This window comes from Rhodococcus sp. 15-649-2-2 (genome assembly GCF_002258645.1).
In the GTDB taxonomy this organism is placed as follows: domain Bacteria; phylum Actinomycetota; class Actinomycetes; order Mycobacteriales; family Mycobacteriaceae; genus Rhodococcoides.
Map to the genome: position 1 here is coordinate 80,621 of NZ_NPFM01000020.1, position 25,973 is coordinate 106,593.

General features: G+C 64.9%; 29 protein-coding genes and 1 tRNA gene. 10 read left to right on the top strand and 20 right to left on the bottom strand.

Annotated features, from left to right (window positions below; translation table 11 throughout):
* Nucleotides 1-6: 6 nt before the first annotated feature.
* The 11 genes from CH305_RS11735 to CH305_RS11785 all read right to left on the bottom strand — a co-directional run bounded on the left by CH305_RS11735 (nt 7) and on the right by CH305_RS11785 (nt 8,411).
* Nucleotides 7-672 carry a response regulator transcription factor gene (locus CH305_RS11735; RefSeq protein ID WP_032380018.1) on the bottom strand — a complete coding sequence of 222 codons (666 nt, stop codon included), beginning with the start codon at nt 670-672 and terminating at the stop codon, nt 7-9.
* 34 nt (nt 673-706) lie between these two features.
* Nucleotides 707-1,927, bottom strand: coding sequence for a sensor histidine kinase (locus CH305_RS11740; RefSeq protein ID WP_052077813.1), 1,221 nt, complete (start codon nt 1,925-1,927; stop codon nt 707-709).
* Nucleotides 1,928-2,002: 75 nt separating this feature from the next.
* Nucleotides 2,003-2,371, bottom strand: a complete 369-nt coding sequence (locus CH305_RS11745) for a hypothetical protein (RefSeq protein ID WP_037149972.1) — start codon at nt 2,369-2,371, stop codon at nt 2,003-2,005.
* Between the two features lie 25 nt (nt 2,372-2,396).
* Nucleotides 2,397-3,152 (bottom strand): ABC transporter permease, encoded by a 756-nt coding sequence (locus tag CH305_RS11750; RefSeq protein WP_094703796.1) that lies wholly within the window; start codon nt 3,150-3,152, stop codon nt 2,397-2,399.
* Nucleotides 3,149-3,895 carry an ABC transporter permease gene (locus CH305_RS11755; protein ID WP_094703797.1) on the bottom strand — a complete coding sequence of 249 codons (747 nt, stop codon included), beginning with the start codon at nt 3,893-3,895 and terminating at the stop codon, nt 3,149-3,151. The genes CH305_RS11750 and CH305_RS11755 overlap by 4 nt, the downstream gene beginning before the upstream one ends.
* A complete protein-coding gene (locus tag CH305_RS11760; RefSeq protein WP_094609294.1) occupies nt 3,892-4,794 on the bottom strand; it encodes an ABC transporter ATP-binding protein in 903 nt (300 codons plus the stop codon). The genes CH305_RS11755 and CH305_RS11760 overlap by 4 nt, the downstream gene beginning before the upstream one ends.
* Before the next feature lie 82 nt (nt 4,795-4,876).
* The gene (locus CH305_RS11765; protein ID WP_032404579.1) at nt 4,877-5,551 is read right to left on the bottom strand and encodes a response regulator transcription factor; all 675 of its coding nucleotides are present in this window, start codon (nt 5,549-5,551) and stop codon (nt 4,877-4,879) included.
* Complete coding sequence (locus tag CH305_RS11770; RefSeq protein ID WP_094703798.1) at nt 5,548-6,690, bottom strand: sensor histidine kinase; 1,143 nt, start codon at nt 6,688-6,690, stop codon at nt 5,548-5,550. The genes CH305_RS11765 and CH305_RS11770 overlap by 4 nt, the downstream gene beginning before the upstream one ends.
* Before the next feature lie 150 nt (nt 6,691-6,840).
* The gene (locus CH305_RS11775; RefSeq protein WP_032404581.1) at nt 6,841-7,266 is read right to left on the bottom strand and encodes an SRPBCC family protein; all 426 of its coding nucleotides are present in this window, start codon (nt 7,264-7,266) and stop codon (nt 6,841-6,843) included.
* Between the two features lie 115 nt (nt 7,267-7,381).
* Nucleotides 7,382-7,455, bottom strand: a tRNA-Pro gene (locus CH305_RS11780).
* 17 nt (nt 7,456-7,472) lie between these two features.
* Nucleotides 7,473-8,411, bottom strand: a complete 939-nt coding sequence (locus tag CH305_RS11785; RefSeq protein ID WP_032380682.1) for a metallophosphoesterase — start codon at nt 8,409-8,411, stop codon at nt 7,473-7,475.
* A gap of 185 nt (nt 8,412-8,596) precedes the next feature.
* Between CH305_RS11785 and CH305_RS11790 the strand changes: the two genes are divergently transcribed.
* Complete coding sequence (locus tag CH305_RS11790) at nt 8,597-9,061, top strand: GatB/YqeY domain-containing protein (protein WP_032380026.1); 465 nt, start codon at nt 8,597-8,599, stop codon at nt 9,059-9,061.
* A gap of 66 nt (nt 9,062-9,127) precedes the next feature.
* Here CH305_RS11790 and CH305_RS11795 read toward each other — a convergent pair whose 3' ends face one another.
* Nucleotides 9,128-11,476 carry a penicillin-binding protein gene (locus tag CH305_RS11795; RefSeq protein WP_032380683.1) on the bottom strand — a complete coding sequence of 783 codons (2,349 nt, stop codon included), beginning with the start codon at nt 11,474-11,476 and terminating at the stop codon, nt 9,128-9,130.
* Between the two features lie 295 nt (nt 11,477-11,771).
* Between CH305_RS11795 and CH305_RS11800 the strand changes: the two genes are divergently transcribed.
* Nucleotides 11,772-12,095 carry a WhiB family transcriptional regulator gene (locus CH305_RS11800; RefSeq protein WP_008712729.1) on the top strand — a complete coding sequence of 108 codons (324 nt, stop codon included), beginning with the start codon at nt 11,772-11,774 and terminating at the stop codon, nt 12,093-12,095.
* Nucleotides 12,096-12,141: 46 nt separating this feature from the next.
* Here the strand turns inward: CH305_RS11800 and CH305_RS11805 are convergent, their stop codons facing one another.
* Entirely contained in the window at nt 12,142-13,272 is a 1,131-nt protein-coding gene (locus CH305_RS11805; protein ID WP_094609296.1) for an ArsA-related P-loop ATPase, read from the bottom strand.
* Nucleotides 13,269-14,276, bottom strand: a complete 1,008-nt coding sequence (locus CH305_RS11810) for an ArsA-related P-loop ATPase (RefSeq protein WP_032380028.1) — start codon at nt 14,274-14,276, stop codon at nt 13,269-13,271. The genes CH305_RS11805 and CH305_RS11810 overlap by 4 nt, the downstream gene beginning before the upstream one ends.
* A 106-nt stretch (nt 14,277-14,382) precedes the next feature.
* Between CH305_RS11810 and CH305_RS11815 the strand changes: the two genes are divergently transcribed.
* Both CH305_RS11815 and CH305_RS11820 read left to right on the top strand, forming a co-directional pair.
* Nucleotides 14,383-14,550 carry a DUF4177 domain-containing protein gene (locus CH305_RS11815; RefSeq protein ID WP_094609297.1) on the top strand — a complete coding sequence of 56 codons (168 nt, stop codon included), beginning with the start codon at nt 14,383-14,385 and terminating at the stop codon, nt 14,548-14,550.
* 6 nt (nt 14,551-14,556) lie between these two features.
* A complete protein-coding gene (locus tag CH305_RS11820) occupies nt 14,557-15,015 on the top strand; it encodes a RidA family protein (RefSeq protein ID WP_094703799.1) in 459 nt (152 codons plus the stop codon).
* Here CH305_RS11820 and CH305_RS11825 read toward each other — a convergent pair.
* Nucleotides 14,996-16,390, bottom strand: a complete 1,395-nt coding sequence (locus CH305_RS11825) for a wax ester/triacylglycerol synthase domain-containing protein (RefSeq protein WP_094703800.1) — start codon at nt 16,388-16,390, stop codon at nt 14,996-14,998. The genes CH305_RS11820 and CH305_RS11825 overlap by 20 nt on opposite strands.
* Nucleotides 16,391-16,394: 4 nt before the next feature.
* Nucleotides 16,395-17,255, bottom strand: coding sequence for a Gfo/Idh/MocA family protein (locus CH305_RS11830; protein ID WP_032404584.1), 861 nt, complete (start codon nt 17,253-17,255; stop codon nt 16,395-16,397).
* A gap of 90 nt (nt 17,256-17,345) precedes the next feature.
* Between CH305_RS11830 and CH305_RS11835 the strand changes: the two genes are divergently transcribed.
* On the top strand, nt 17,346-18,140 hold the full coding sequence (locus CH305_RS11835; protein WP_094703801.1) for an MBL fold metallo-hydrolase: 795 nt from the start codon (nt 17,346-17,348) through the stop codon (nt 18,138-18,140).
* 32 nt (nt 18,141-18,172) lie between these two features.
* Here the strand turns inward: CH305_RS11835 and CH305_RS11840 are convergent, their stop codons facing one another.
* Nucleotides 18,173-18,847, bottom strand: coding sequence for a Crp/Fnr family transcriptional regulator (locus tag CH305_RS11840; RefSeq protein ID WP_027494494.1), 675 nt, complete (start codon nt 18,845-18,847; stop codon nt 18,173-18,175).
* A 268-nt stretch (nt 18,848-19,115) separates the two neighbouring features.
* Nucleotides 19,116-19,385: a hypothetical protein gene (locus tag CH305_RS11845; protein WP_032404586.1), complete on the bottom strand. Its 270-nt coding sequence runs from the start codon at nt 19,383-19,385 to the stop codon at nt 19,116-19,118.
* Between the two features lie 173 nt (nt 19,386-19,558).
* On the opposite strand from CH305_RS11845, the gene nth reads away from it, so the two are divergent.
* Genes nth through marP form a run of 4 tightly spaced genes read left to right on the top strand, consistent with a single transcriptional unit; the run spans nt 19,559 to nt 22,801 of the window.
* On the top strand, nt 19,559-20,245 hold the full coding sequence (nth, locus tag CH305_RS11850; protein WP_256983701.1) for an endonuclease III: 687 nt from the start codon (nt 19,559-19,561) through the stop codon (nt 20,243-20,245).
* A gap of 50 nt (nt 20,246-20,295) precedes the next feature.
* Nucleotides 20,296-20,904: a TlpA disulfide reductase family protein gene (locus CH305_RS11855; RefSeq protein WP_052077874.1), complete on the top strand. Its 609-nt coding sequence runs from the start codon at nt 20,296-20,298 to the stop codon at nt 20,902-20,904.
* A 23-nt stretch (nt 20,905-20,927) separates the two neighbouring features.
* The gene (locus CH305_RS11860; RefSeq protein ID WP_094703811.1) at nt 20,928-21,614 is read left to right on the top strand and encodes a CoA pyrophosphatase; all 687 of its coding nucleotides are present in this window, start codon (nt 20,928-20,930) and stop codon (nt 21,612-21,614) included.
* Entirely contained in the window at nt 21,611-22,801 is a 1,191-nt protein-coding gene (gene marP / locus CH305_RS11865) for an acid resistance serine protease MarP (RefSeq protein ID WP_032380036.1), read from the top strand. Before CH305_RS11860 ends, marP begins: the two co-directional genes overlap by 4 nt.
* A 9-nt stretch (nt 22,802-22,810) precedes the next feature.
* Here the strand turns inward: marP and CH305_RS11870 are convergent, their stop codons facing one another.
* Both CH305_RS11870 and CH305_RS11875 read right to left on the bottom strand, forming a co-directional pair.
* Entirely contained in the window at nt 22,811-23,743 is a 933-nt protein-coding gene (locus CH305_RS11870; protein ID WP_094703803.1) for an alpha/beta fold hydrolase, read from the bottom strand.
* 24 nt (nt 23,744-23,767) lie between these two features.
* Nucleotides 23,768-24,262, bottom strand: a complete 495-nt coding sequence (locus CH305_RS11875) for a phage holin family protein (protein ID WP_094703804.1) — start codon at nt 24,260-24,262, stop codon at nt 23,768-23,770.
* A gap of 244 nt (nt 24,263-24,506) precedes the next feature.
* Between CH305_RS11875 and CH305_RS11880 the strand changes: the two genes are divergently transcribed.
* Nucleotides 24,507-25,877, top strand: coding sequence for an MFS transporter (locus CH305_RS11880; RefSeq protein WP_032380039.1), 1,371 nt, complete (start codon nt 24,507-24,509; stop codon nt 25,875-25,877).
* The last annotated feature ends 96 nt before the right edge of the window (nt 25,878-25,973 follow it).

Here is a 25,973-nt window from a genome sequence, read left to right on the forward strand (position 1 = left end):
ACTCCGTCAGTCCGAGACCAAACCCGCAGTGTGGGCGAACACCACGCATTGAATTCGGTCGCGAACATCGAGTTTGCGCAGTACCCGCCCCACGTGTGTCTTGACGGTAACCTCCGCGATGAACAGCTTGTCCGCGATTTCAGAATTGTTCAGTCCCTGTGCGATTGCCTCGAGTACGTCACGTTCGCGGTCCGTCAGCGACTCCCAGCGACGCCGAACGGAATCGTCGGCGGGAATACCGGCACGTTGCGGGGATACCGAGCACAGCAGTTGCCGAGTCATTTGCGGCGAGACGACCGCAGTGCCGCGGTGAGTGGCCTCGATGGCGGACAGAAGTGCGTCGGGCGGAGTGTCCTTGAGCAAGAATCCGCTCGCCCCCGCCATGATGGCGTTGTACGCCAGGTTGTCCACCGCGTATGTCGTGACAATGAGGATCTTGGGAGGCGCGTCGAGGTCGAGGATCCGCGCAGTGGCGTCCACTCCGTTCAGTCCAGGCATGTCGATGTCCATCAAGACCACGTCGATCTCACCCGGCAAGCTCTCGACCAGGGAAACTGCGTCGATCCCGTTGGTTGCTTCGCCGACGACGGTGGTTCCGCTGCCGGACTCGACGATCATTCGCAGCCCAGCTCGGAACAGTTCACTGTCGTCGACGATGACAGTGCGAATCATTGTGCCCCCGAAAGATCGAGTCAGCTGATGGCGATCAGTTGTTTCTGGTGCGAACATACCGGTTGTTCGAGCTGCGATCGTCGGAGCTGAGAGGAATCGTGGCCCGAACGACGAATCCGCCGTCGGGCGGCGACCCGGCGAACAGTGTTCCGCGCAGGGAATCGACGCGCTCGCGCATACCGAGTAGCCCGAAGCCGTCCGTAGTGCACTCTGCGGCACCCACTTCGGCAGCCGACCCGTCACCGTCGTCACTGACTTCGACTTTCACGTTCTCCGCGGTGACGTCGACCGATGCAGTCACCTTGGTCACCGAGGTACCGGCATGTTTGCGAACGTTGGTCAACGACTCCTGCACGATTCTGTAAACGGCTTCCTGCACCGTCGGTGGCAGCTCGCAATGACGGCCCTCCACAGTCAAATCCGTGGCGACGGTATCGGACGCGGCCGATTCGACCAGGAACTCGAGATTCGACACGACGGGCGAGGTGCGCGTCATGTCCGCTGGTTCGTCTCGGAGCAGCTTGAGCAACTTTCGGAACTCGGAAAGCGAATCACGACAATGGGTGTTGATCATGCGGAGCGAATTCTTGTGTTCTTCCGCCAGTTCGGGGGATGACCGCAACGTTCCCTCGGACATGGTGAGGATGCCGGCCAGACTGTGTGAGATCACGTCATGAAGGTCGCGCGCGATGCGGGCACGTTCTTCTGCTGCGGCTATCTGCGCCAAATGGTCCTGCTCGCGTTCGAGTTGGTCGGCACGGGTACGCAGAGTTTCGTCGTGCACACGACGTAGGGCGGTATGGGTGCCCCACAGCCATACCGCGACGGTCGTCGTCCCGATGGCCGAGAGTGGCACTGCAGATGCCGCGAACGTCTCACCCCACCGGATCGCGGCAATCACCGCGCCCGCCACGACGGCTGCCGCACACAGCAGTGCCGCACGGCGTGGGGCGTGTGCTGCCACCGCGTACACCCCGGCCAGCAACATGAGATTCGCCGGGATCGGGCCGAAACCTTCGATCAACTGGACGGTGCCGGCAGCCGACATCACGGCGAAGGACCGCAGCGGATAGCGATGCGCGAACAACCATGGCAGACACAGGCCCAGTGCAATGGCCATCAAGAGAACTGTCGTCGTACCGCGCCAGTACACGCCTACCGAGACCGCTCCCGTATAGGAAAGGATGCCGAAGCAGAGAACACCGCGTCCGATGGCTCGGACGCGGTGTTGCTCGGATCCAGTGGTGAGCATCATGCGGCGATGATAACGGGACCAGGTGGTCCGTAGTGTTTTCGAGCAGGCCCCGCGAATCGCCGAGACGTTGTCGGATCAACTGGAGAAGATGTTGCTCACCGCGTCGTGCAGCTCACCGTACTGAGCGATCGACGGATTCACCACGAAGAAGATCCACAGGGCGGCCGCCGCCACGGATACGCACAACACGATCATCGACAGGACGAATCCCGTGCGCGCCACCCCTGTTGCAGTGCGCCGCGTCGCCCGCCACCCCAGAACGACGCCGGTTGCGGCGAGCGCGACCGGGACGAAGCCGGCGAACGGAAAGATCACCAGCACGGGTGTGAGAACGAAGGCGAGCAGTGCTGCGGTGAGCGAAGCGGCACCGCGCCCGTCGGGGCGCTGATGCGTACGCCCCGGTTCGGTGTACTCCGTGCGAGTGATAGTTCGATTGTCGGTCATGGTCGATTCTCCTTTCGCTGCGATATCACTGAACGTGAATGTCCTTGCGGTCGAGTGCCCTGCCGGTCAGTGCGACGACTACGGCAGTGAGCAGTGCCGTGGCCGTCAGGACCGACAGTGCGGCTCCGGTGGTCAGCGAACCCGAGTCACCGAAAGTTCCGGAGGCCAGTTGGGTTGCGCGAGTTGCCAGGGCATAGGGCAACACGAAGATTGCCTCGGTCACCTCGGCGGTGAGGAGGAACACCGATATACCGGCCCCGGCGAGAGCGATGGCAATCGGCACCGCAAACGACCTGATCGTCATCGACAGACCGGATTGCAGAGCCGCCACCGGTAGCGACCCCACCACGACGAGTGCACTGGTCGCGAAGAGCTCGGAAGGAAGCATGCCGTCGAGCGAGAAGACCACCTTGCCGAGAACGACGACGGCTGCCAGCATGACGATGTTCATGACCGCGGTCAGCGTTGCCACCACGGCCGTCTTGGCGACCACGATGCGCGTCGACGGAACCGGCCCACTCATCAGGGCATTCCAGTTCCCTCCTCGGTGTTCGGATTTCCACGCCAGCGAGGCCAGTACGGCAACGCCGAGTGCGAGTGGGAACAGGCCGTAGAACACGACTGTGCGCAACCACAATGTGCGCCATCCCTCTGCCAACTCTGCGCCCGACGCGATCGTGTTGAACGTTCCGACCCCCGCGATGATCAGAGGGAGGAGAACGACGACCGCCCATGCCTGCGAGCGCCTGAGCTTGATCATTTCCGCTGAAAACGCATTCATGCTCGTACCTCCTGTCGATCGAGTCGAACGGTCATGAGCCAGAACAACACTGCCCCGACAACTCCGAGGGCGACGATGCTGGCGTAGGACGGGTTCAGTGTCACCACCTGCTCGCCTCGGTAGTCGGCGGCCGACGTCAAGGAGTAATACCCCCACGGCGTCAGGTGTGCTGCCCAGGAGGGGAATCCGGAGGCGCAGATCGCGATGACGGTACCCACGATGCCGATTCCCAGGGCGACCGGTTGGTTGTCCACTCGCGCTGAGATCACCAGGTGCAGACCGAGTATCACCAGGTTGGCCGTCACCGCTGCCGCCGTGTAGCCCAACCACAGACCGGCAGGCATCGGTTGGGTCACCCCGATGGCGGTTCCCAGAAATACACCTGCAGCGCTGGCCGCCACCGTCGCGCCACCGACAACGAGGCCCGTCGAGACGAGCTTCGCCCGCACGAGGGCTCCGCGGTCGGCTCCATTGGTCTGGTTCAGCAGCCAGCCGTTGGACTGGTGCTCGACTTCCACTGTGCGGCTTGCCATCACTGCGATCAGCAGTGGCGACGTGATGGGGACGGCAAGGGACAGACCGGCCAGTGGCAGTGCCCAGGAGACCGCGGTCGAATCGTTCGACGTCGCCGCGGTGAGAGCGCCGACGAAGGTCAACCCTACGATCGCGGCGACCAACAATGCGGCGATCGCGCCGATGTGCAGGTGCCTGAGTTTGGCGAATTCGTTGCGTACGGTCGTCACAATCGGCCACCCTTCGTCAGATTCATGAATACGTCTTCGAGCGACTGATCGTCGCGCCGAACGCCGTAGACGCCTGCGTTTGCGCCGACGAGTTCCGCCACCACCTGTGCGGTACTTCGATCGTCGATGCCGGACAGCCTCAACGTGTGGTCGTCGACCTGCACCGGGATCTTCTGTTGCAGAACCGAACTCGCGCGTCCGGGATCGATCGCGTCGATGAGCACGTCCGGAGTGGAGGCGGCGAACAGCTCGTCGCGGGTGCCTTGGAAAATCAGGCGGCCCTGGCTCAGGATTCCGAGCATGTTCGCCGTCTTGTCGATCTCGCCGAGCAAATGGCTCGAGACCATCACTGTCACACCGTGTTCGGCGAGGTGACGGAGCAAGCCGCGGATCTCTTCGATTCCGGCCGGGTCCAAGCCGTTGGTGGGCTCGTCCAGGATCAGAAGTTGTGGCTCGCGCGCGAGTGCCATCGCAATGCCGAGGCGCTGTTTCATTCCCAGCGAGTAGTTCTTCACCTTCTTGTCGAGGTGTTCCTGCAGACGGACGGTGGCTACTGCCCGCTCGATCTGTTCGGCGTGCAGCCCGAGCGAGCGCTGCACGATACGAAGGTTCTCCGCTCCCGTGAGATGTCCGTATCCGGGTGGAGATTCGATGAGTGATCCGATGTGTGAGAGCAATTCGCGGCGGGTGCCGTGATTCATCGGCCTACCCAGGATCTCCACCTCACCCGAGGTCGGTCGAATCAGGGACAGCAGCATTTTCATGGTCGTCGATTTGCCCGATCCGTTCGGACCGAGAAAGCCGTAGACGCAGCCCTCAGGAATGCGAAGGTTCACGTCGTCGACGACGGTATGCGTGTCGTAGCGCTTGCCGAGGCTGTGAGTTCTGACGATGTCCATACCCCGACTGTTCCGCATTCGGCCTGGAGAATCGTCCGCCTGCAGGAGTATTTCGGAGGGTATACCCAGGTATACCCTCCCTTCAGCCGCCGGTACCCGGACCGACCAGTCCCGACTCGTAAGCGGCGATCACTGCCTGGGTGCGATCACGTACCCCCAGCTTGGACAATATGCGTCCCACGTGGGCTTTCACGGTTACTTCCGACACCGCGATCGCAATGGCGATCTCCGCATTGGACAGCCCGCTCGAGAGGTGGACCAGGACTTCACGTTCACGTGGAGTCAAATCGGCGAGTTGTTCGGCGGAGGTGCGCACCTGCCGCGCTCGGGGTGCGGGAGCGGAAGTGAAATGCTCGATCAAGCGCCGCGTGGTGCTCGGGGCGACCACCGAATCTCCCTCGTGCACATGCTGAATCGCCGATATCAGCTCGTCGATCGGAGCGTCCTTGACGAGAAAGCCACCGGCACCGGCTCGAAGGGCGTCGAACACGTACTCGTCGAGGTCGAAGGTGGTCAGTATCAGTACTTTCGAGTTCGTGGCTTGCACGATTGCACGGGTTGCTTCGATGCCGTCCATCACCGGCATTCTGACGTCCATGAGAACGACGTCGGGGTTGGTCGCCCGAACCACGTCGACGCCTTCGCGTCCGTCGGCAGCTTCGCCGACTATCCGCACCTCGGCGCGCGAGCCGAGCACCAATTTCAGTCCGGCTCGCACGAGGTTCTGATCATCCACCAGCACAACCGATATCGTCACCGTACCGCCTCGGCGGGTAGTGAGACCGCGACGTGGAATCCGTCCGCGGTCGGGCCTGCGTCGAAGGTGCCGCCCTGCGCGAGAACCCGCTCCCGCATACCCATCAGCCCCCACCCGGTCGCGGACGACGAATCGGTTCCGCGTCCGTCGTCCGCGACGGTCAACTCGATCGTCGCCGGTCCGTAGTTCAGATGCACTCGCACGGCTCGAACCTCCGGTCCCGCGTGTTTGCCTACGTTGGTCAACGACTCCTGAATCACACGGTAGATCACCAGCTGCAGACCGGGCGGCAACTCGACGGGCTCGCCCGTCACGCGATAGTCGACCGGAATGCCCACCGCCCGCGATCGCTCGACGAGCCCGTCGAGCTGGGCGACACCCGGTGCAGGTACCCGGTCGACCGGATCGTCGGAGTGCAGAACGGTGAGCATCGACCGCATCTCGGTCATTGCTTCTCGCCCGGTGTCTCGAACGGTCTTCATTGCCGCGGCGGCCGCATCGGGATCCTGCCGGACGGTGCCTGCGGCACCCTCCGACAACAACACGATCGCGCTCAGGCTGTGGGACACGATGTCGTGTATCTCGCGGGCGATCCGGGTTCGTTCAGCCGCGGCAGCGTCCCGCTCCACCTGCTCGGCGCGGAGCTGCAGGCTGTGGACGTACTCGTTGCGGACGCGCGCCAGCATTCCGGTCAGCCACGCGATCGCCACGATCAGCACCAGCAGCCCCACGTCACCGAAGGACATGCTGTACCGCTCCATCGACGGCATCGTCATCGTGATCGTCCACACCGCCACCGCGACGGCCGCAGGAACCGAGTTCGACGGCGGCCGACTCCGAGCGACGGCGTGCAGAGCGGGAACGAGCATCACATCTGCGACCAGCAGCTCCACCCCGAGCGCGAGTTGCAGATAGGCGGTCGCCACAATCACCGAGAACATCGACAAGGGGCGACGGCGATGGAAGACGTACGGCAGACACAGTCCGACCGGCAGGGCATATGCAATCCAAGAGACCGCACTGTCAGGGACCGCGAATCCCTGCACGGGCAGGTTGTAGGCAAAGACCGCAGCTGCGACAGCGCAGTCCAGAAACCTGTGATTGCGCCGGCTCGACCGGGCATCATCGATCACCGTCATCGCCCGATACCGTACTGGACAGGCGCATTCGGGTCACGTCGCTACCGTCGGAAACTACGACACCTTCCGTCGACGCGGCTCTTTACGAGCCCCTTCGCTGCCTTTCCCGCCACTGACGGGCCGTGCTGTTCGGGCAGGGCGCGGAACTGGCTACGGAGCCAGGCGCGACAGGTTCTTCGAGATGCTCGACGTCAATGCCTTACCGACGATCGCGGCGAGCCCGGGGACGGGCGCGTCGAATCCGATCGTGTAATCGAGTTCGGTGCCGCCGTCGGTGGTGGGGGTGAACCTCTGCACGCCCCAGTGGCCGCGTAGTGGACCACCCTTGGTGATGCGGTACTCGATCAGAGAGTTCGGCTCGGAGACGATGGTGGTTTCCTCGAACGCGGGCATCGGCCCGAGCTTGAGGCTGCGGGTGGAGCCGACTCCGTTGCGCGATGTATCGCCGTCGCGCACGCGGTCGATCTTCGCCATGAACAGCGGCCCGAGGTTCTCGTGTTCGGACAGCGCCGCGAACACGACCTCGGGTGGGGAAACGAACCGGTGGGTGACGTGGACGCGGGTCGGGGTCGGCATGGTCGTGAAGTCCGTTCGCTCGGGGTCGGCAGAGTCGACTCACAGTAGCGTCGACAGAGCAAAAAAAGGGACCCACTCGATCGAATCGAGTGGGTCCCTTTCGGTGGTCCAACTGTCGGGGTGGCGGGATTCGAACCCACGACCTCTTCGTCCCGAACGAAGCGCGCTACCAAGCTGCGCCACACCCCGTGTACCGCTGGAGAAGTCTAACTCACGACTGCCTCGGAACGCGAAACGCCCTCGTCGGAGACGTTTTTCGGACCCATTCTTGGGGCCGGAGTCAGCGTGATCAGGGTGGCCTCGGGCCGGCAGCAGAAGCGTGCGGGCGCGTACGGCGAGGTTCCGATTCCCGCGGAGACGTGCAGCTGGGTGTGCGCGCCCCACTTGGACGGGCCTTTGACCCGCGAACGGTCGATCTCGCAGTTGGTCACCAGTGCGCCATAGAACGGCAGACACAGCTGCCCACCGTGCGTGTGACCGGCGAGGACGAGGTCGTAACCGTCCTGGGCGAACTTGTCCAACACCCGCGGCTCCGGCGAATGCGTGATGCCCAGGCGCAGGTCGGCCAGCGGATTGGGCTGACCGGCGATGGTGTCGTATCGATCGCGCTTCAGGTGGGGATCGTCGACGCCCGCCGCCGCGATGCGTACCCCGGCGACCTCGAGCTCACGACGCACGTGAGTGACGTCGAGCCAGCCGCGCTCGGAGAACGCCGCCCGCAGATCGCGCCACGGCAGCGATTCACCGGTCGTGCGCTTGTGGTTCTTGTCGAAATACTTGAACGGGTTCTTCGGCTTGGGTGCGAAGTAGTCGTTGCTGCCGAACACGAACAGGCCCGGCCGGGCGAGCATCGGCCCCAACGCCTGCACGACGCTGGGGACGGCGCGCTGGTGGGAGAGGTTGTCGCCGGTATTGACGACCAGATCGGGCTCGAGCCGGTCCAGTTCACGCAGCCAGTTCTGCTTCATCCGCTGGCCCGGCATCATGTGCAGGTCGCTGATGTGCAGCACCCGCAGGGTCGCCGAACCCGGCTCCAACACGGCCATGGACGTCTCGCGCAGAGTGAAGGCATTGCGCTCGATGAGGGTGGCGTATCCGAGCCCCAACGCCGCCGCGCCTGCAGTCCCGATCACGGAACTCTTCAGCGGAGCTGCTCGGACTGCATCGCGAGCCTGTTCTGCAGCAGTGCGCAGTTGCGTGGAGGCGCTGCGCAGTTGCGCCGAGGTACGGAGAAACGAGGGACTGAATTGTGCGGACACCTCATCCACGATACGGCAGCAACCGGATATGGACGTGCGAGCCGACGACTGCGCCGCGTAGCGTTTCCGCCATGTCCGAACTCAAGGCCCGTCTCCGTACCGACCTCACCGCAGCGATGAAGGCGAAGGACAAACTCCGCCTGGCTACGCTGCGCATGATTCTCGCCGCCATCCAGACCGAGGAGGTCTCCGGTAAGGAGGCCCACGAGTTGACCGACGACGACGTGCTGAAAGTGCTTGCCAAGGAAGCGAAGAAGCGCGGCGAATCGGCCGAGATCTACACCCAGAACGGCCGCGGCGAACTTGCGGCGAACGAGCATGCCGAGGCGCAGATCATCAACGAATACCTGCCCACCCCGCTCACCGACGAGGAGCTGGCCACCATCGTCGACACCGCCATCGCGCAGGTGGCCGAGGACCTCGGTGAGCGACCGGCGATGAAGCAGATGGGTCAGGTCATGAAGATCGCGTCGGGACTCGCAGCGGGTAAGGCCGACGGATCGCGACTTTCGAAGGCAGTCAAAGACCGCCTGTAGTGCGCTACGCGCAGTGGTGCGGTTATGTCCCCTCTGGGGCACACAACCGCACCACTGCCGCAGGCACTAGCGAGGAGCCGTCAGACCGGGGATCGCCGGAATCTGGATGCCCGGCGGTAGTTCCGGTATCTGGATGTTCGGCAGCGCAGGGGCCGGAGCCGGGGCCGGTCGAACCGAGCCGTCGCTGACGTAGATCGTGATGTTCGACCCCGGTACGGCCGAACCCGACGGTGAGGTCGACACCACGGTGCCGCGTGCAGCCTGGTCGGCCGTCGTCACCGCCGTCACCTGGAAGCCCGCACCCTGCAGCGTGGACGTCGCAGACGACTGGCTCTGCCCGGTCACATCGGGAACCTGACCGTTGGCGGAACCACGGACGTACTTCTGGTCGACGGGTGGCAACGCGACGGGACCGTAGTTGTTGGCGATCGGGGTCATGGCGTCGAACCACGTCCGCGCCGGCTCGTTACCGCCGTACAGATTGCCCGAGCCGCATGGCCGCAGCGGGAACGAGCAGATCTCGCTGGGCGTCGGCGAATCACCGTAGGTGTACACGGCGGCGGCGTAGTTGTTGGTGAACCCGAGGAAGCCCGAGGATCGGTTCGACTCGGTGGTACCGGTCTTACCGGACATCGGCAGGTTCCAGCCGGCGGATGCGGCGGCGGACGCTGATGTGCCGCCTGCCTGGTCGTCCTTGCTCATCGCGTTGGCGAGGGTGTTCGCCAGGCCAGGCTCGACGACCTGCTCGCAGGCCTGGTGCGCGACCGGAACGGGCTTCCCGTCTCGGTCGAAGATCGAATCGATCGGGGTGGGCGGGCACCATTTGCCGCCGGAGGCGAGGGTGGCAGCCACGTTGGACAGTTCCAGCGGGTTGACCCAGGTCGGTCCGAGGGTGAACGAGCCCAGGTTCTGACTCTTCTGGAAATCGGCCATCGACTGGTCGGTGCCCGACGAACCCGGGTCGGTGTACGAGCGCAGGCCGAGGCGAACGGCCATATCGACCGTCGGCGTGACGCCTACCGACTCGATCAGCTTGACGAACGCGGTGTTGGGGGACTGAGCCAGCGCGTCGGTGATGGACAGCGCGGGTGGGTAGTTGCCCGCGTTCTCCACGCAGTACGTGGAAGCGGGGCAGTTTCTGGCACCGCCGTCGCCGACGCCCTTGACCTCCACGCGCTTGGGAACCTGCAGCGTTGCGCTGGTGCCCAGTCCACGCTCCATGGCTGCGGCCGTGGTGAAGATCTTGAAGATCGAGCCCGCTCCGTTTCCGACGAGGGAGTGCGGTTGCGGCTGCACGGTCTCGTCGTCGTCGGCGTTGAGGCCGTAGGTACGGCTGCTGCCCATCGCGAGAACTCGGTGCTGGTCCTGCCCGGGGGCGACGACGTTCATGACAGTGGCGACACCGTCGAGGTTCGGGCTGGTGTTCTCGACCAGCGCGGCCTTGGTGGAGTTCTGCACTGCGGGGTCGAGCGTCGTGCGGATGAGGTACCCGCCCTTGTCGATCTGTTCCTGGCTGATTCCGGCCTGGGCGAGGTACTGCAATGCGTAGTCGCAGAAGAATCCGCGGTCGCCTGCCGCGATGCATCCGCGGGGCAGGGTCTGGGGGACCGGCAGCACACCGAGCGGCTCGGACTTGAGGGCCGTCAGTTCTGCAGCACGCTCGGGCAGGTTCTGAATCATCGTGTCGAGCACGGTGTTCCGGCGCTCGAGCACGCCCTCCTCGTTGGTGTACGGGTTGAGGGCCGAGCTGGACTGCACCATTCCGGCGAGCATCGCGGCCTGGACGGCGCTGAGCTGGCTGGCGTCGATGCCGAAGTAGGTCTGGGCCGCGTCCTGGATGCCGAAGGACGCGTTACCGAACGGCACCAGGTTGAGATACCGGGTGAGGATCTCGTCCTTGGTGAGCTCTTTGTCGAGCGTCAGCGCCATCCGGATCTCGCGGATCTTGCGGGCGGGTGTCGTCTCGATCGCGGCACGACGCTCGGCGTCGGTCTTGGCCACCACCAGCAGTTGGTAGTTCTTCACGTACTGCTGATCGATGGTGGACGCGCCCTGCTCCACCTGGCCACTGGTGGTGTTGGTCAGGAACGCGCGCAGCGTGCCCTGCCAGTCCACACCTCGGTGTTCGGCGAAGCGGCGGTCCTCGATCGAGACGATGGCGAGCTTCATCTCGTTGGAGATCTTGTCGCTCGGTACCTCGAAACGGCGCTGCTCGTACAGCCAGGCGATGGGTGTGCCGTTGACGTCCGTCATCGTCGAGACGGCAGGTACTGCTCCCTCGACCAGCTCGGCCGACACGTTGTCGACGGTATCGGCGGCTCGGTTCGAGGCGTACCCGAATCCTCCGGCCATGGGGAACATCACGCCGGCGAGCAACGCACCGGCGAGTGCTGAACATCCGGCGAGCTTCGCCACGGTTTTTCCGACTGACACAGAGCACAGCGTACGTGGGTACTGCTCGGACCGGCATCAGGCCCGCATGCGCTGTGTGCTGCGCCCCTGCTCGGGACGGCCGTACCAGAAATGTGACCTCGCCGTCTTGCATTCGCGGCTCGCTTTACCTAAATTATGAGCACGGTGTGATTCACGTAACACTTGATAATGATTGTGGGGCAGCTCTTAGAATTTGTGCTTCGCCAGCGAGGTACAAACTTTCTTGGAGCCTCCGGGACGTCCAGCGAGGACGACCGACACGCAAAGGGGTATCCGCATGCATACGACAACCGCGCCGACGCGACTCGATGTAGAAGAAGCAGAAGCACGCATCGCCTGGGTGTCGCACGCCCGCTGCAAGGGCACGGACCCGGATCAGCTCTTCGTCCGGGGCGCGGCGCAGCGCAAGGCCGCGACGATCTGCCGGCACTGCCCGGTGCTGATGCAGTGCGGTGCGGATGCACTCGACAACCGAGTGGAGTTCGGCGTGTGGGGCGGCATGACGGAACGCCAGCGTCGGGCGCTGCTCAAGCAGCACCCCGAGGTCGACTCCTGGTCCGAATTCTTCGAGACCCAGCGCCAGCAGCAAGCGGCTATCTAGCCCCCGCCGGGCCCGGCAGGTCCACAGCCTGCCGAGCGCGGCCGATCTAACCCTTGCGGGTCAGCTGATCGGCCACCGCACGTAGCGCGGCAAGGTCGGAGACCTCGAAGGGCAGGGAGGGAACACCGACGATCGGCACGCGGGGGTGCGCACCGGTGAAGCGTCGAAGCAGCCGCACCTCCCGCGCCGCCGTCACAGCACGTTGCGCGTGAATGCGGAGAACCGCAGCGGTCAGCGTCGAGCCCGGGTCGTCGATCCGATCGAGCAGGTCTGCGGCAGTGGCAGCATGATCGGCCTGCACCGAAGACAGAGTCGGGTGCGTCCGGTTCACCACTAGCCCGGCCAACGGCATCTTCTCCGCCGAGAGGCGTTCGACGAAGAACGCCGCCTCCCGCAATGCGTCGGGCTCCGCGGCAGCAACGACGAGGAAGCTGGTGCCGTCCTCGCGTAGCAACTGGTAGGTGCGCGTCGCACGCTCGCGGAATCCGCCGAACATCGAATCCAGCGATTGCACGAAAGACGATGCGTCCGAAAGCATTTGGCTTCCGATGACGGTGGAGACACCGCGCATCGCCAAACTCATCGCGCTGGTGACCACCCGGGTGATGCCACGGCCGGGAGCGGTGAGAAGCCGGATGAACCGGCCGTCGAGGAACGAGCCGAGCCGCTGCGGTGCATCGAGGAAATCCAGTGCATTGCGCGACGGGGGAGTGTCCACCACGATCAGATCCCACGACGAATCCAGGGACAACTGCCCCAGCTTCTCCATCGCCATGTACTCCTGCGTGCCCGAGAAAGACGACGCCACAGTCTGATAGAACGGGTTGGCCAGGACCTGCTCCGCCTTCTCCGGCGTCGAATGTTCGATGACCATCTCGTCGAACGTGCGCCGCATGTTCAGCATCATCGCGTGCAGCTCGCCCTTGGCGCCCGCACCCAATTTCACCGGCTGCGGGCTGTTGTCGAGATCGCCGAGACCGAGAGCCTGAGCCAGGCGGCGGGCCGGATCGATCGTCAACACCACCACGCGCCTGCCCTGCTCGGCGGCACGTAACGCCATCGCGGCGGCCGTCGTCGTCTTACCGACCCCGCCTGCCCCGCAGACCACGACGATCCTCGACGTGGGATCGGTCAGAATGCGATCGACGTCGAGCTCGGTTGCTACTGGTCGAGTCATCGGACACCCTGTTCTGCCAGCTTGGCGGCGAGCTCGTACAAGCCGCCGAGATCGACACCGTCGGCCAACATCGGCAACGACATGCGTGCGACGTCGAGTTCGTCGAGTTGAGTTGCGCTCTCCACCTGAGCCGAGAGCGTCGATGCGTGCTCGATCGATTCGGTGAGCAGACCCGCGAAGTCGGCCTCGGAGAGCGTGATTCCGGTTTTGGCGAGGCCGTCCTGGATGGCAGCGGCGTCGATGTCACCCTCGGCGATGGCTTCGAGCGAGTCGTCGGGCAGGAACGTCGGTTCGGTGCGGTTGACGATGACCGTGCCCAGCTGCAGATCTGCCGCCTCGAGTTCACGTACCGCGTCGGCGGTCTCCTGAACCGGCAGGGCTTCGAGCAGTGTGACGAGATGCACGACGGTGTCCGCCGAGTGCAGCAACCGAACCACGCCCTCACTCTGCGAACGCACCGGGCCGCCCTTGGCCAGATCGGCCATGGCCTTGGTGACGTCGAGGAAGTTCCCGATCCGACCGGTCGGCGGCGAGTCCACTACGACCTCGTCGTACGCGCGGTTTCCCTTCTTGTCGGTCCGCACCACACATTCCTTGACCTTTCCGGTCAGGAGGACATCGCGCAGACCTGGTGCGATGGTCGTCGCGAACTCGATGGCACCGATCTTGCGCATCGCGCGGCCGGCGAAACCGAGGTTGTAGAACATGTCGAGGTATTCGAGGAACGCGGTCTCGATGTCGATGGCCAGCGCGTAGACCTCGCCTCCGCCGTCCGCCGAGGCGACGCGCGTCTCCACGGGTGGCAGCTGCGGCACGTCGAACAGCTGCGCGATGCCCTGCCGTCCTTCGACCTCCACCAGCAGTACCCGTCGGCCGCCGGCGGCGAGCGCCAGCGCCAACGCGGCGGCGACCGTCGACTTGCCGGTGCCGCCCTTACCGGACACGAAATGCAGCCGCGCGGCATCTGCCTTCGCCGGCCATCCCTCTTCGTTCGATGTACCCACGTCTCGACCATATAGAGACTCGATGCCGGTCGTCCGACGGAACCGGCAATCCCGTCTTCGCAGTGACGCGCCCCTCGTGTTCGGCCGAACGATAGGGTCAACAGTCATGAGCGAAAAGATCATCTGGGAGTACTTCACCGCGCCGGTGCTGATTCACGCCACCAAGCAGATTCTCGACAACTACGGTTCCGAGGGCTGGGAACTCGTCACGATCATGGCGGGACCGAACGGCGGCGACACGCTGGTCGCGTACTTCAAGCGTCCGAAGGCCTGAGCGCAGATGACCGACTGGAGCGAACGGCTCTCCGAGCTGGGCATCGAGCTGCCGGACGTGGTTCCGCCGTTGGCGGCGTACGTCCCGGCGGTACAGGTGGGTTCCCTCGTCTACACCTCGGGTCAGCTGCCCATCGTGGACGGGAATCTGACGTCCGCGGGCAAGGTCGGCTCCGACGTCTCGGCGGAGGACGCCACCGCAGCGGCGCGCATCTGTGCGTTGAACGCGCTCGCCGCGGTACATGCGCTCGTCGGAATCGACTCGATCGCACGCGTGGTCAAGGCCGTCGGCTTCGTGGCGTCCGCCCATGGGTTCACCGGTCAGCCCGGGGTGATCAACGGGGCGTCGAACGTCATCGGTGAGATCTTCGGTGACGCAGGCAAGCATGCCCGCTCGGCTGTGGGTGTAGCCGAATTGCCCCTCGGTGCTTCGGTGGAAGTGGAGCTCATCGTCGAACTGCGGTAGTCGCCGTTCCGTGGAGAGCGGCGCAGGTCTCGTCGATCGCCGAACGCAGCATGTTCGCGTAGTCGGCGTGGTCGGGGACGGTCGTCGGGCATGCCGCCACGCAGACGGTGACCAGATCGCCGTACCCGTAGACGGCGTGGCTGACGCTGCAGCCGGGCCCGAGCGCGGCGACGCCCGAACACGACTGCGCTCGGGCCGAGCCCAGTGTGAGGTCGAGGCTCGTGCGGTTGACGCTGGTCACGACCGTATGAGTGGTGACCCGATCAGGTGTCCCGGTGCGAGGGGCCGTGCGCCGACCGTGGCGGCCGAAGCCGAGCATCAGAGCCGCTGGATAGACCTCGGCCGATCGAGTTGCATCGAGGTGGCGGTGATCGGTCACGTGTTCGCGCTGGAGTGCCAGTGATTCCCCGATGGCCGACGCTCGTCGGGTCGCATCGGCAAGCTGCGGGTGCAGAGTCACGGCCGCGGGCAGGGTGCGATTGACGGCAGGCCACGGTACCGACGCCGAGAGGGCGGTGGGGACGAGCGCTCGGAGGTCGTCTCGGTCCGGTTCTCCGTGGGCCGCGCAGTACTCGGCCAGCGCAGCCCCGACGGCGGTGAGTGCGGTGACCGTCACGGTCGCCGGCCCACCCGTCCACTGCGACTTCGGGAACTGCAGCACGTGCACGGCCCTGGTCTCGTCGGGATGGGCATTGAATCTCGCGGCCTCGACCGGCGCGGGTACCACCAGCTCCCCGTCTCGCACCGCAGCCAAGTACTTCTTCTGGGCGCGCACCATCGGGATCTGCGACCGCGCCCAACGGAGCGGCAGCAGCACGGCACCTTTCGCAGCGTCGTACCGAGGGCGCGCACGCGACGCCACCGGGTCCGGGAGAGCCGTGTTCTCGGTGTTCTCGCCGCGACCGAACAGGGCGCGGGCGATGTGGGTGCCCACCGATCCGTCGGACATCGCATGACTGATCTGGACGACGACGACAGTGGCCGATCCCCGAACTCCGTCGACTTTCGAAAGTCCTCGGCCGACATGAATTTTCCACGCCCGATCCGTCGCGTCGATCGGAACGCTCGACAGCTCTGCCAGGAACGACTCGACCGTGTGCCGGCCATCGGACAGGTCGTGATCCACCAGATGGTCGCGAACAGGGTGCGGATCACGGATCCATCGAGGAAATTCCCAGTGCCCCGGTGCTTCGCAAATGCGAATCCCCAACCTCGGAACGAGCCGAGCGCGATGTTCGACATGCGCCGCCACCTGGTGAAAACTCGGTGGATCGGCGTCTCCGGAGTCGAAAACGATCGCCGTGTACTGATCCATCGAACGGTGAGGAGCCGAGGCGAAATGAAACATCGCGTCCTTGACGTCCAACATGGTCATGGATTCAGGGTGCCCACTCCCGCGCCCGATCAATCACCTTCTGCAGATGCAGGCCTCGGTGCACCGAGCATTCGTGATCGACACCCGACTCGACCGACTCGAGAAATTCGTCCAGCAACACGGCGAAGCAATCGGTCGACGAGGTCGATCGATCGGTGAGGGTCTCGACTCCGTCGGTACCGCTCAGCTCGATGCGCATGAGCGACGGCATGATCGGCGTCCGCAGCGACAATTGCACCGTGCTGCGGGCACCGCCCTCGTGTTCGAGCAGCACCGTCCAACTGTCCGATGCCACCTCGCGGTGCGAATAGGCAACGCGTGCAATGGTTCCCAGCGCAGCGTCGAGCAGGTCGAACACGTGTGGCCCGATGTCGAGTATCGCCCCGTCGTCGTGTCGCCACTGCGAATTGGCGTATGCCCCGCCGAGAATCGCCCCGGAGAACCAGGTTCCCGATCCTGCTGCCCAGGTACGTCCGGCCGTCGCGTCGAGGAATTGTCTTGTCTCCGGAGCGAATCGGAGAGTCAAGGTCACCATCGACCGCACTCCGGCCGCCGTGACGGCCGCGGCAAGTTCCTCGGCCTCGGCCACGGTTGCCGCAATCGGCTTGTCCAGCAACACATGTTTGCCTGCCTGAACTGCGCGCAATGCGTACCCGGCCTGCACGGCGGGCGGTACTGCGAACGCCACCGCGTCGACTGCGCCCAACAATGCATCGAACGAGTCGAAGACCGGCGCTCCCAGTTCGGCCGCGGCGTCCGGTCTGCGTGCCCACACGCCGGTGAAGTCCACACCCGGGTGAGCGAGCAGCGAGGGGGCTTGAGTCTTGCGAGCCCAGGGGCCCGCTCCGACGAGTCCGATCTTCATGAGAGTCGACGGTAGTCCTCGTCTGCAACATGGGTCGCTTCTGCAGGCTCCGCTCCTGCCCCGCCTGGGCCGGCGACCTACAGTGTTTCAATGGCCGACTCGAACCCCCAGCATCCCGCGTACGGACTTCTTCGGCAGGTGACGCCGACCGCGTCGGTTCTGCTCGCCGACAACCCGGGCAAGATGACTCTCGACGGAACGAACACCTGGATCCTGCGTGCACCGGGTGCCGAGGAGTGCATCGTCGTCGATCCGGGTCCGAAGGACCGAGCCCATCTCGACGCCGTCGCCGCGTCGGGCACGGTGGTTCTGACGCTCGTGACCCATCGCCACGCCGACCACACCGGCGGAGTGAAGCGGTTCCACCGCAAGACATCCGCTCCGGTGCGCGCTCTGGGGGAGAAGTTTCTACACGGGGACGGCGTGACGTTGGCCCACGGCGAGGTCATCGAGGCGGCCGGATTGCGCATCGAAGTACTGCACACACCCGGGCACACGGCGGATTCGGTGAGCTTCGTGCTCGACGACGCAATTCTGACGGGAGACACGATCCTCGGCCGCGGCACCACAGTGCTCGACCCGAAGGACGGCTCCCTCGCGGATTACCTCGAGTCGTTGGACCGACTGGAATCAGCAGGTGCCGGAAAGACGGTGCTGCCCGGGCACGGACCCGAACTACCGGACGCCGCCGAGGTGGCGCGAGCGTATCGCGCCCACCGTCAGCAGCGGTTGGATCAGGTTCGCGCGGCGCTGGTCGAGATCGGCGAGAACGCGAAACCGATGCAGGTGGTACGCCACGTCTATTCGGACGTGGACAAGAAGCTGTGGCCGGCTGCGCGGATGTCGGTCAAGACGCAGCTGGCCTACCTACGTGAAAGCAGCTAGCTAGCGAGCTGCTTTCCCCGACGGAACTCGGCCTAGCGAGCTCTTCGGGCCAAACGCTCGGAGTCCGAGATCAGCACGGACTTGCCCTCGAGGCGCAACCATCCGCGGTGTGCGAAGTCGGCGAGTGCCTTGTTCACGGTCTCGCGAGAGGCACCGACGAGCTGAGCGATCTCTTCCTGCGTCAGGTCGTGGGTCACGCGAAGCGATCCCGCTTCCTGTGTGCCGAAGCGCTGCGCGAGCTGCAGCAGTGCCTTCGCGACACGTCCGGGGACGTCGGTGAAGATGAGGTCGGCCAGGTTGTTGTTGGTGCGACGCAACCGGCGAGCCAGCACGCGCAGCAACTGCTCGGCGATCTCGGGGCGCTGGTCGATCCAGTCCTTGAGCGCGGCGCGGTCCATGCTGACCGCGCGCACCTCGGTGACCGTGGTGGCCGAGGACGTACGCGGGCCGGGATCGAAGATGGAGAGCTCGCCGAACATGTCCGACGGTCCCATGATCGTCAGCAGGTTCTCGCGGCCGTCGGGAGAGCGTCGTCCGAGCTTGATCTTGCCGGAAACGATGATGTAGAGCCGGTCTCCGGGCTCACCCTCGTTGAACACGACGTGTCCGCGGGGGAAATCGACAGGCTGCAGCTGCTTCGTCAGGGCCGCAACCGCAGAGGGTTCGACTCCTTGGAAGATGCCGGCCCGTGCCAGGACGTCGTCCACTTGCGCTCCTTTAGGGATGTCGACGATGCGGCAAACCCGCACCACCGAAGGCGTTTGTACACAGTCGTGCCACCCACCGAACTGCGTGGGCAGTTCAGGCGTCGAAGCCGGTGCAATGTTCAAACACAACAATTACCTCAGGGGAGTCTACTTCGACTCGGTCGAAACCGAGTGATCGACGCCACCACAGGTTGCCAGAGCTATTGAGTGTGTGTTCCCGTTCACCGAAAATTCATCGAAATCGCGGCCTATCGGACAAAATGGTTGCTCAGCTGGCGCGCTGGTCGACCATGCCGTCGCGCGTGTCGATGGTCCGCGGTGGGGCCTGCCGACGCTTGCGGGTGTTGAAGCGAGCCAGCGCGTGCGGGAAGCCTTCGTTGGCCAGTGTGGCGACCTCGGACTTGCTCGCCTGATCGAGAAATTCCTCTACTTCGTGCTCTCGGACGCCGAGCTTGCTGAGCCGGAACTCGACGCGCTCCATCGCGAGTGCGAAGAGCATGAGTAGTACCGGAAAGAGCACCACGGCGAGTCCTTGCATACCGGCCAGTTAACACCGAAAAGGTCTCGATACAAACACAGCTCGGTGCGGTCGCGTAGTTCGTTACGCATTCTTGTCCGTACAGTTGTGGAGTGGATTCGACAGCTCCGAAACGCCCCGACGTGCGCAAACGCGAGGAGACGCACCTCGGGCTCGTGCGTCGAGCTCGGCGAATGAATCGGACGCTCGGGGTCGCCTTTCCGCACGTGTACTGCGAACTCGACTTCACGACGCCCCTCGAACTGGCCGTGGCGACCATCCTGTCCGCACAGTGCACCGACAAGCGCGTCAACATGGTCACCCCGGCACTGTTCGTGAGATACCGCACAGCCCGCGACTACGCCGAAGCGGACCGCACCGAACTCGAGGAGTTCATCCGCACCACGGGGTTCTATCGGAACAAGGCCAACTCGTTGATCGGTCTCGGCCAGAAGCTGCTGGAGAACTTCGACGGCGACGTGCCGGCGACGCTGAAAGACCTCGTCACCCTTCCGGGTATCGGCCGCAAGACGGCCAACGTCGTTCTCGGCAACGCGTTCGACGTACCCGGCATCACGGTCGACACCCACTTCGGTCGGCTGGTGCGGCGCTGGCAGTGGACGGAGGAAGAGGACCCGGTCAAGGTCGAGCACGCGGTCGGTGCACTGATAGAGCGCAAAGAGTGGACCGTGCTCTCGCATCGCGTCATCTTCCACGGTCGACGCGTCTGCCACTCCCGTACTCCGGCGTGCGGAGTGTGCGTCCTCGCCAAGGACTGCCCGTCGTTCGGCCTCGGTCCGACCGATCCGGCCGCCGCTGCAGCCCTGGTGAAGGGTCCCGAAACCGAACATCTTCTCGCCCTTGCCGGAATCGTGTCGTGAACAAGGCCGCTCTTCGCTGGTCTCTGGTTGCGCTCATTCTCGTCGTCGGGATGGTCTACGCGCTGTGGCCCCGCAGTGAATCTCCCGGCGCGCAGCGCTCGGACGGCCCCGGCCTCGGTCAGGCAGGACCGTCGACGGCCGAACGCCGCGCCGCCGACACACCCGAAGCTCTCGCACCGTTGCGACAGAACGCCGGTCTTGCCGCATGCCCGACGCCGTCCGGCACGTCAACGGGCCCGTTGACGGGCATCACACTCGAATGCATCGGCGACGGCTCGTACGTCGACCTGGGCCAAGCCCTGGCCGGCCGCCCCGCGTTGCTGAACATCTGGGCCTACTGGTGCGGACCCTGCGCGGAGGAACTGCCGTACCTGCAGCAATACGCGGAGCGGGCGGGTGATGCCATCACTGTCCTCACGGTGCACAACGACGCCAACGAGGCGAACGGCCTCACTCGGCTCACCGATTACGGGGTCACTCTGCCCGGAGTTCAGGACGGTGCCGGCCGCGTCGCGGCCGCGGTGGGAGCACCGAACGTCCTGCCCGTATCCGTTTTGATATCTGCGGATGGCACTGTCGCCAAGGTGCTACCTCAACCCTTCACAGGCGTCGACGACATCGCCGACGCGGTGCGCGAGAACCTCGGAGTCGCGTCGTGAGCGCACCCGAGTGGCTCGGGCGCATGCTCGACGTCGCCGGCAGCGCGAACGGACTGACCGACACCACCGGCATCAACCCGGTGCTGCAGCGGCACGCGCAGCCGGCCGACCGAACTCGTTCCGCGGCGGTGTTGGTGCTGTTCGGCGGGCCGGCCGCCGCTGATCCGACAACTCCCGGCGGGCTACCCGCCGACGCCGACGTACTGCTGACCCAGCGCGCGTCGACGCTGCGTGACCACAGTGGACAGATCGCCTTCCCCGGTGGTGCCACCGATCCCGGCGACGACGGTCCCATCGGTACGGCGCTGCGGGAGGCGCAGGAGGAAACCGGTCTCGACCCCGCCGGCGTCGTCCCGCTGGCGACGATGCCCGGGATCTACGTGCCCCCGTCGCGCTTCGATGTGGTTCCGGTGCTTTCGTACTGGCAGGCCCCGAGTCCGGTTCGGGTGGTCGACGCGGGCGAAACCGAGCGGGTGGTGCGAGTTCCGTTGCGAGAGTTGCTCGATCCGGACAACAGATTCCAGGTGCGCCATCCCGCCGGCTACCAGGGCCCGGCCTTTTCGGTACAGGGAATGCTGGTGTGGGGATTCACGGGCGGTATTCTGGCGGGCCTGCTCGCTGTGTCGGGCTGGGAGTCCGAGTGGGACACGGGGGACATACGCGATCTGGAGGCCAGCTTGACTGCGGTAGGAGCGAGGCTCGATCGGTGACGGGTTCAGGGTGGGTCGATATCGCGGTGGTCGCCATCGCACTGTTGGCAGCAACATCGGGATGGCGGCAGGGTGCGGTGGCGTCGGCGCTGGCGTTTCTCGGCGTCGTGCTCGGGGCCGTTGCCGGCATTCTGGTGGCACCGCACGTGCTCGAGCACGTCGACGGTTCGCGAATGCGGGTCTTCGTCGGCATCGCGTTGATCGTGGTGTTGGTGATCGTCGGTGAGGTGGCCGGCATGGTTCTGGGGCGCGCGTTGCGCAGCGGAATACATTCGCGCGCAGCCAGATCCGTCGACAGCACCATCGGGGCCGGTCTGCAGGCCGCGGCCGTTCTCGCTGCCGCGTGGTTGCTCGCCATTCCGCTGACGTCGTCGTCGCAGCCCGAGGTCGCCAGTGCGGTTCGCGGCTCGACGGTCCTGGGCAAGGTCGACGAGGTGGCACCCGACTGGTTGCGTCAGGTGCCCAAGGAATTCTCGGCGCTGCTCGATACCTCCGGATTGCCGGACGTCATCGGACCGTTCGGTCGCACGCCGGTTGCCGACGTCGCAGCTCCGGATTCCGGCATCGCCGCGGGTCCGATTCCGGTGGCGCTGCAGTCGAGCGTCATCAAGATCAACGGCATCGCGCCGAGCTGCCAGAAAGCACTGGAGGGCTCCGGCTTCGTCGTCGGCTCCGACCTGGTGATGACCAACGCGCACGTCGTGGCCGGCACGTCCGAGGTGACCGTCGATTCTCCCAACGGCCCACTCGACGCCGACGTCGTACTGTTCGACCCCGAAGAAGACGTTGCCGTGCTTCGTGTTTCGGAGCTGCAGGCACCGGTGCTGAACTTCGCGCCGACGCCGGCCGAATCCGGATCCGACGCCATCGTGCTCGGTTACCCCGGCGGCGGTCCCTACACGGCGAGCCCGGCCCGGATCCGCGAGATCATCAACCTCAGCGGCCCCGACATCTACCGCACCGGAACCGTCCAACGCGAGGTCTACACGGTGCGCGGATCGGTGCGGCAGGGCAATTCCGGTGGACCGCTGGTCAACTCGTCCGGTGAGGTTCTCGGTGTCGTGTTCGGTGCCGCTGTCGACGACCCCGACACCGGATTCGTGCTGACCGCGTCGGAGATCGCGGACGAGCTGGCGAGGAGCTTCGATGCGCCGGTCAGCGTGGGTACCGGCGACTGCATCGTCTGACCCTGTCGTCTAGCCGTCGCGCACGATGCGCAGGATCTCCTCGGACACCACGTCCGGTGCTTCCTGGTGCACGTAGTGCCCCACGTCCCGCACTGTTCGACGCGTCAGGCCCGGGGCCCAGTGCCGATCCCGATCGAGGGTGGTGGGCAGCACGTACGGGTCGAGGTCGCCGATGATCTGCGCGACGGGAATCGAGGTGCGCACGTCGACGGCATCCATGAAGCGGCGGCCGTCGGAACGGAACTGGCTGCGGAACGCCCAGCGCTGATATTCGAGCGCACAATGTGCGGCACCGGGAATGCGGATGGCAGAGCTCATCTTGGCTGCGGTGTCCGCAAAATCCTCGGTGCTCTTCCAGGCGGACCCGGCTCGACTACGCATCAGCTCTTCCACCGCGCCGCCGCCTCGACGCGTGAGCAGCCTCTCGGGCCGCAGCGGAACCTGGTAGCGAACGAAGTGCGGCAGCAGAGCCGCGCGTTGTGCAGAATCCTTCAACACGGAGCGGCGCAGGGAGATGGGGTGTGGGGCGTTGATCAGCACCATCGAGCGCACCAGACGTGGATGCAGAGCCGAGCTGGCCCAGCAGACCAGTCCGCCGTCGGCGTGGCCGACGAACGTGGCGTTCGGGTAGCCGAGGGCTCGAATCAGGCCGACGATGTCGCCGGCGAGGGTCCACCCGTCGTATCCGCGTGGGGGTTTGTCGGAGTCGCCGTACCCGCGCAGGTCGACGGCGACGGCGCGCACACCGGACCGAGCGAGTGCGTCGAGTTGGTGTCGCCACGAGTACCAGAAATCGGCGAAGCCGTGCAGTAGGACCACCAGCGGCGCGTTCGGTTCGTGTTCGCCGACTTCGACGATGTGGAACCGGATTCCGTTGGCATGGATATCGCGATGGATCCACTGTCCCGGGTAGCGGACCGTGGACGGATCGGGTTGATTCATACTGCTCGACTCGCCGGGCGTCGACTACTTCTTGTAGCCGGGAACTCCGGGGATGGACTCGTGCTGGTTCGGCAGTACCGTCGACGCCTGCTTGAGCGAGTCGATGGTCTTCTCGGGCTTGCGCAGCTTCTTGACTCTGCGATAGCCCAGGAAACCGAACAGCGCCGCGGCCAACACCATGACGGCGAACACGATGAGGAAGGCCGCCCAGCGGTAGAGCCACACGTCGAGCAGCTCCGCGGCGAAGAAGAAGAAGAAGAACGAGCTGAACAGCAACACCGTCAACGCGATGATGAAGAAGACGCTGCCCTGCAGACCCTTCTTGACCTCGCCGGTGACCTCGGCTTTGGCGAGAGCGACTTCGGCGCGCACGAGCGTCGAGACCTGAGTGGTGGCGTCCTTGACGAGATTTCCGATGCTGGCGCTACCAGGGGTGCGGGCATCGACATCGGTCAGAGGTATCGACGAAATCGTATTCGGGACGCCGTTTCCGTATCCCTTGTCATTGCTGACGCTCAACTCTCGACCCCTTGTAATCGCTCTGCTCGGTGTTGCGGAAGATCGTATCGACAGTAGTGCCTAGGTAGCAGGTTAACCGCTACGCGGCAGCCGAGCGATGCTCGGCCCGCCGATGGTTACCTCCCCGCCCGTCGAGACAAACACGGAAATGTTGCACCAATCGGCAACGAACAGACCGGGGGCGTGAAATTCTCAGGTGTTCATCAGGTAATTTCCAGGGAACTTCCCTCTTCAGGAGCAATTCGTGAGTTCACCACACGCCGTCACTGACGACGGCGCAATTCCCGCACCTCAGGTGCCTCGGTCGCGCATCGTGATCGCCTCGATGGTCGGCACGTCGATCGAGTTCTTCGACTTCTACATCTATGCCACCGCCGCCGTGCTCGTCTTCCCCCGCCTGTTCTTCCCCGCGGGCAACGACACGACCGCGCTGCTCGCGTCGTTCGCGACGTTCGGTTTGGCGTTCGTGGCGCGACCCATCGGCTCGATTCTGTTCGGCCACTTCGGCGATCGCATCGGACGCAAGGCGACCCTCGTCGGGTCCCTGCTGACGATGGGTGTCGCGACATTCGCGATCGGACTCCTGCCGACGTACGCCGCGGTGGGTCTGTGGGCACCGGCTCTGCTGGCGATCATGCGCTTCACCCAGGGCGTCGGCCTCGGCGGTGAGTGGAGCGGTGCGGCGTTGCTGGCCACCGAAACCGCCAAGCCGGGCAAGCGGGCCTGGGCGGCGATGTACCCGCAGCTGGGCGCGCCGATCGGCTTCTTCTTCGCCAACGGCATCTTCTTGCTCATCGTCATCGCGACCGGCTACGACTCCGCGAACTCCGGCACCGACCACGCGTTCCTCACGTGGGGCTGGCGTATCCCGTTCCTGCTCAGCGCGATCATGGTGATCATCGGCCTGTACGTCCGACTCAAGCTCGAGGAGACGCCGGTGTTCAAGCTGGCCGTCGAGCGCGGCCAGAAGGTCAAGACCCCGTTGGCTCAGGTGTTCAAGACCAGCTGGCGTCAGCTGATCATCGGTACCTTCGTCATGCTCGCCACCTACACGCTGTTCTACATCATGACCACGTGGGTGGTCAGCTACGGAACGGGCAAGGTGGCCGACGTCAACGGTCCCAAGCTGGCCATCCCGTACACGGACTTCCTGGAGCTCCAGCTCATCGCGGTGCTGTTCTTCGCGGCCCTGATCCCGGTCGCCGGGCTGCTCGCCGACAAGTACGGCCGACGTCCGACGCTCATCGTCATCACCGCCGCGATCGTGCTGTTCGGTCTGTCGTTCCACTGGTTCGCCGACCCGTCGTCCGCGTCGGCAGGCAAGATGCTGGTGTTCATGTGCGTCGGCCTCGGACTGATGGGCTTGACGTTCGGACCCATGAGTGCCGTTCTGCCCGAGCTGTTTCCGACCAACGTGCGCTACACGGGTTCGGGAATCTCGTACAACACCGCGTCGATCCTCGGTGCCGCAGTGGCCCCGTTCATCGCCACCTGGCTGGTGAGCAGCTACGGCGTCGGCTGGGTCGGCGTCTACCTGGCCATCGCTGCGGCACTGACACTGATCTCGCTGATCATCATGAAGGAAACACGAGACCAGTCGCTCGACAGCGTGTAGACGGTATGGAGGTCTTGGCTGGGGCCTCTCCGCATGTAAGCGTGGGTTGCCGACAGGAGTGGGTCCTGGCCGGTAGAGCCACAGATGTGGGAGGCC